The organism is Parablautia muri, from assembly GCF_009917485.1.
GTDB lineage: Bacteria > Bacillota > Clostridia > Lachnospirales > Lachnospiraceae > Suilimivivens > Suilimivivens muri.
In genome coordinates this window covers 1-3,898 of sequence record NZ_QZDT01000115.1, presented here as the reverse complement: position 1 = coordinate 3,898, position 3,898 = coordinate 1, and the positions used below count along the sequence as shown (strand labels likewise).

The window sequence follows — 3,898 nt, the reverse complement described above, 5'->3', positions numbered from 1 at the left end:
CACCTATTAAGATGGTTTGATTGCTATGCCCTTTATTTCTTGGCTGTCCTCTACTTATTTGTTTCAAACTTATACTCCCTGCATACTGCAAGCTTTGCTTGCGATACTTCCATCTATGTTCTTTATCTCAATAATGCCATGCTTCCTGTCAATTTGTTTACCTTCTTTTTGGTGCCACAGATGGCAACCCCAAAATAATTTAGTTCAGATTCTGAAATGCCCTTCATCTTTTCTATAAACTCATCGTAGGTCTTGCACCCCTGCGCCAGATCAGAAAAATCTACCACCGTCAAATCCGCAAGTTCCGGTTCGTACAGTTTTTCACGAATCGCCTTAATCACTTCTATATTTCCTTTTAAGATTGGTACCGGGAATTCAATAATCCCCAAATGCCCGTTACCCGTCCTGTCATACACATCTACACCCACAACCTCCGGCATCTGCTTCCCCAGCGTGATACCCATGATTGCCGCTGTATTTGCTATCATACCAAGCGGCAGGTTTTCATCAATCACCATAACACATTTCTCATTCTGTAAATCCATTTTCCACCCTCCTGTTCTTTGGATAATTTCTCCTCTTTTTAATAGCAGCGGTAAAGATATGCCCTGCAAAAATCCATCGTCCATTTTTCTGTTTCTTTTTTCCGCTATATTCAGAAAGAAAAAGCCCTACGACTGCCAGAACCGTCCCCACAGCGGACACCCATGTCACCGGCTCTTTCAGCACCAGAATGGATGTCACAACTGTTATAACGGGAACCATGTAAATATAAACGCTGGTTTTCACTGCCCCAAGCGTCTTCACCGCAAGATTCCATGTGACGAAGCAAAGCGCGGATACCCCCAATCCCAGATACAGAATATTCAGCAAATACGTCATATCGGCAAACCGCTCCGGAGCCATTTCAAAATCAAAAAGGAATAATGCAGGAACCATAAAAAGAATGCCATAAAAAAATGTCCTTCGTGTGGTAAGGATCACCGGATACCCAAATCCGCTAATCTTCCTTGTCAGTATGGAATAGCACGCCCACACAAAAGCAGCAAGAACTGCCAGTATATCGCCCACCGGGTTCGGTTCCATGCCGGAACCGTTAAAGCTAATAAGCGCAATACCGGCCATTGCCACCACAAAACCGATGAAGAAATTTGCCCGCAGCTTCCCTTCCGATTTCAGGAATAAGTGTGACAGTATCGCCGTGAAAAATGGTGCAATCGATATGATAACACCCACATTGGAAGCCAACGTATATGTAAGGGCAATGTTCTCCAGCAAATAATACAAGCATATCCCACACAGCCCTGCCAGCCCAAAAGTCATTTCCTGCCTGCCATCCACACCTTTCATTCGGTGGGGGCATACCAAAAGTAATATCACAAAACCCATGGCAAAACGGAAGAACAGGATTTCCACCGGCCTGAAATCCGTAAGCAGGACTTTGGTGGATATAAATGTCGTTCCCCAAATCATGATTGTGAGCAGCGCCATCAGATGTCCGGCTAATCTCCTACTTTCCATTCTTTCCACCATCCCCGTCTTTTCCGGAGAATATTTCACGGTAAGTCCCCGGTGCAAGTCCTATAAACCGGTTGAAATAATTCGTAAAATGACTCTGATCTGAAAAACCTGTCCTGATTGCCGCCTCCACAGGCGTGCGCCCCTGGGACAACAATTTTTTTGCTTCATTGATACGGATTGTCTCAAGGTAACGGTACGGCGTAACCCCCTTTTCTTTTGTAAAGGCACGCAGCAGCGTTGACTTGCTGAGCCCTGCACAACAGCAGATCTGGTCCAAATAAATGCGTTCCGTGAAATGCTCCTCCATGTAGTCGCAGGCCTTTTCAATCTCCTTCCTGCACTCTGGGGTACAATTTTCAAAAGGCTGCCCATAATTCCAGATAAGATGCGAAAGCAGGATCAGCAAGGTTTCTTCCTTCCCAAACTCCCCTGTCCCTTTCATCACCATTTCGTGCAATGAGCGCAGATGACAGACTGCCTCCTCGTCATAAACAACATTTTTCGAAAATCCCGGAAGTTCCCGTTGCCCCGTAATTTCCTTCGTCAGATCAAGCATGGTCTCCTTTGGAATATTAAACCCCCGGTAATCAAATGTCCCCCCGTCACTCTGTACACAGGCATGGCTCTCTCCCGGATTGAAAAGTAAGATACTGCCTTCCGCTATGGCATATTCTCTGCCCCTGCAGGAAAGCATGCGCTCCCCCTTCTCCACAAACCCTATCACATAATGCTCATGGAAATGACTTGGAAAGGGCTGTATGATTCCCTCAAAGCGGTAAGCTTCAACCCTTAATTCATCATCATATACCACTGTTCTTGTTTCTTTCTGCATGTGAATTACCTCCTTGTCAAAGGCCATTTTACCGCTTATTTTTCATTACGTCTTGTATAATATCTTCATTTTCTCCCTTTAAGGCATTTTCAACAGCTTTCTTTATGACAATGCTTGAATTTGTTGCCCCCGCTACTATGTCAACATCTATTTTCTGTTCTTCAATCATTCTGTCCGCAACAATTTCTGCAGGTCCTCCGCGCCCGTTTTGATGTTCCAGAATATCAATGTTTGTGATTATTCCATTCCGAACCGTTACTTCCACTTTGGCATAAACAAAATCCACGTCATATTCTCCAACATAAATTCCGTTAGGAATATTACAAATATCTATGCCGCTAAAAGTTGTTTCTTTTACTGCCTTTTTATAGTCTGCCACACGTTTCAGATAAATTGCCGCAAAAATCAAACCAATAAGGGAAAGAAGAACTACTGTAAACAACAGAATTTTTTTCCCGGTTATTTTCATTTCAGATACCTCTCAATCTTTTGAATTGTCTGCTTAGACAGTTCTTTCTTGTTCTTTGCATTTGTGCAAAAGACTTTTCCCATCGGTTCAGTCAAAATCATCTCTCCTTAAGCGCAATCGAATGATAGACAAGAGAAAATCCATATTCCAAAAACTGTTTTTTTGATAAACCCATTGACTTTTTAATATATTCTTCTTTATTTGCAGCAAGCTGCACGATACCGGAAAGCATGCCCCAAAAGTTAAATATAGCGGGCATAATTTCCAAATCATCCCGCAAATCCCCTTTTTCCATACCAGATAATAAAAAATGTTTTATCTTTTCATTTATTTCTTCCCCAATTTGATAGGTTTCTTTTTCTTCCGGCAGATAGTCATGATCCTCAAAGTCAATATTAATTTTATCTAACACCATTCTAAAATAAAAAGGAAATTCCTCCTCATACTTTACCAATCCATGACAAATAAAATGATATCTTGCTTTCGTAGTTTCGTGTTCTGCCAGCGCAGAGGATATATAGTTATAAAGTTTTTTCATACTGTTTAATACTAAAATACCGACTAGATCCTCTTTATTTTCAAAATACACATATAGTGTTGCTTTGCTGTATCCGGCTGCTTTCGCTATATCGTCCATAGAAGTTGCTGCAATTCCTTTTTCCATAAACAATGCGGATGCCACAGACACTATGTTTTCCCGGTGTACGCTTCTAGGCTCTTTCTTTCTTCGTCCCATATCTTCCTCCCCGCTTTAATTAAACTTATAGTTTAATTATATAGAAGACAGTTTGTCTTGTCAATGAGGTTCGATACAAATGTAATCTTAACCATATAATTTCCTCCAATTCTTGAAGTTAGTATCCACTAACAACATCATTAAGTTTAGCCGATTGAAAAATCTCATCTTATGGTCTAACTCAAATTTATCACTAAATTTCACAAAAGGGATTGACACAGAGGCCAAAATGTGCGGCCGCTCTCGCTGCTGATTGTATTTTAAAAGGCAGCGAGAGCGGCCCTTGAAATTGAAAACAGAACTATCATTTCAATTTCAAGGAGGTACCTGTATGTCATTC

General features: G+C 41.6%; 5 protein-coding genes. All 5 read right to left on the bottom strand.

The genetic code is table 11. The features are described 5' to 3' along the window. Positions 1 to 122: 122 nt before the first annotated feature. Positions 123 to 545 carry a DUF2000 domain-containing protein gene (locus tag D5281_RS24245; RefSeq protein ID WP_160562437.1) on the bottom strand — a complete coding sequence of 141 codons (423 nt, stop codon included), beginning with the start codon at positions 543 to 545 and terminating at the stop codon, positions 123 to 125. Next, positions 529 to 1,521, bottom strand: a complete 993-nt coding sequence (locus D5281_RS24240) for a DMT family transporter (protein WP_160562436.1) — start codon at positions 1,519 to 1,521, stop codon at positions 529 to 531. The genes D5281_RS24245 and D5281_RS24240 overlap by 17 nt, the downstream gene beginning before the upstream one ends. Then, positions 1,511 to 2,353, bottom strand: coding sequence for a helix-turn-helix domain-containing protein (locus tag D5281_RS24235; protein ID WP_160562435.1), 843 nt, complete (start codon positions 2,351 to 2,353; stop codon positions 1,511 to 1,513). Before D5281_RS24235 ends, D5281_RS24240 begins: the two co-directional genes overlap by 11 nt. Positions 2,354 to 2,381: 28 nt before the next feature. Then, on the bottom strand, positions 2,382 to 2,822 hold the full coding sequence (locus D5281_RS24230; RefSeq protein WP_160562434.1) for an FMN-binding protein: 441 nt from the start codon (positions 2,820 to 2,822) through the stop codon (positions 2,382 to 2,384). 97 nt (positions 2,823 to 2,919) lie between these two features. Continuing rightward, positions 2,920 to 3,558 carry a TetR/AcrR family transcriptional regulator gene (locus D5281_RS24220; RefSeq protein WP_160562433.1) on the bottom strand — a complete coding sequence of 213 codons (639 nt, stop codon included), beginning with the start codon at positions 3,556 to 3,558 and terminating at the stop codon, positions 2,920 to 2,922. Positions 3,559 to 3,898: the final 340 nt, after the last annotated feature.

Excerpts from the sequence above, each read along its gene's own strand:
- D5281_RS24230 (WP_160562434.1), bottom strand. The coding sequence starts at position 2,822 with ATGAAAATAACCGGGAAAAAAATTCTGTTGTTTACAGTAGTTCTTCTT.
- D5281_RS24235 (WP_160562435.1), bottom strand. The coding sequence starts at position 2,353 with ATGCAGAAAGAAACAAGAACAGTGGTATATGATGATGAATTAAGGGTT.
- D5281_RS24240 (WP_160562436.1), bottom strand. The coding sequence starts at position 1,521 with ATGGAAAGTAGGAGATTAGCCGGACATCTGATGGCGCTGCTCACAATC.
- D5281_RS24245 (WP_160562437.1), bottom strand. The coding sequence starts at position 545 with ATGGATTTACAGAATGAGAAATGTGTTATGGTGATTGATGAAAACCTG.
- D5281_RS24220 (WP_160562433.1), bottom strand. The coding sequence starts at position 3,558 with ATGGGACGAAGAAAGAAAGAGCCTAGAAGCGTACACCGGGAAAACATA.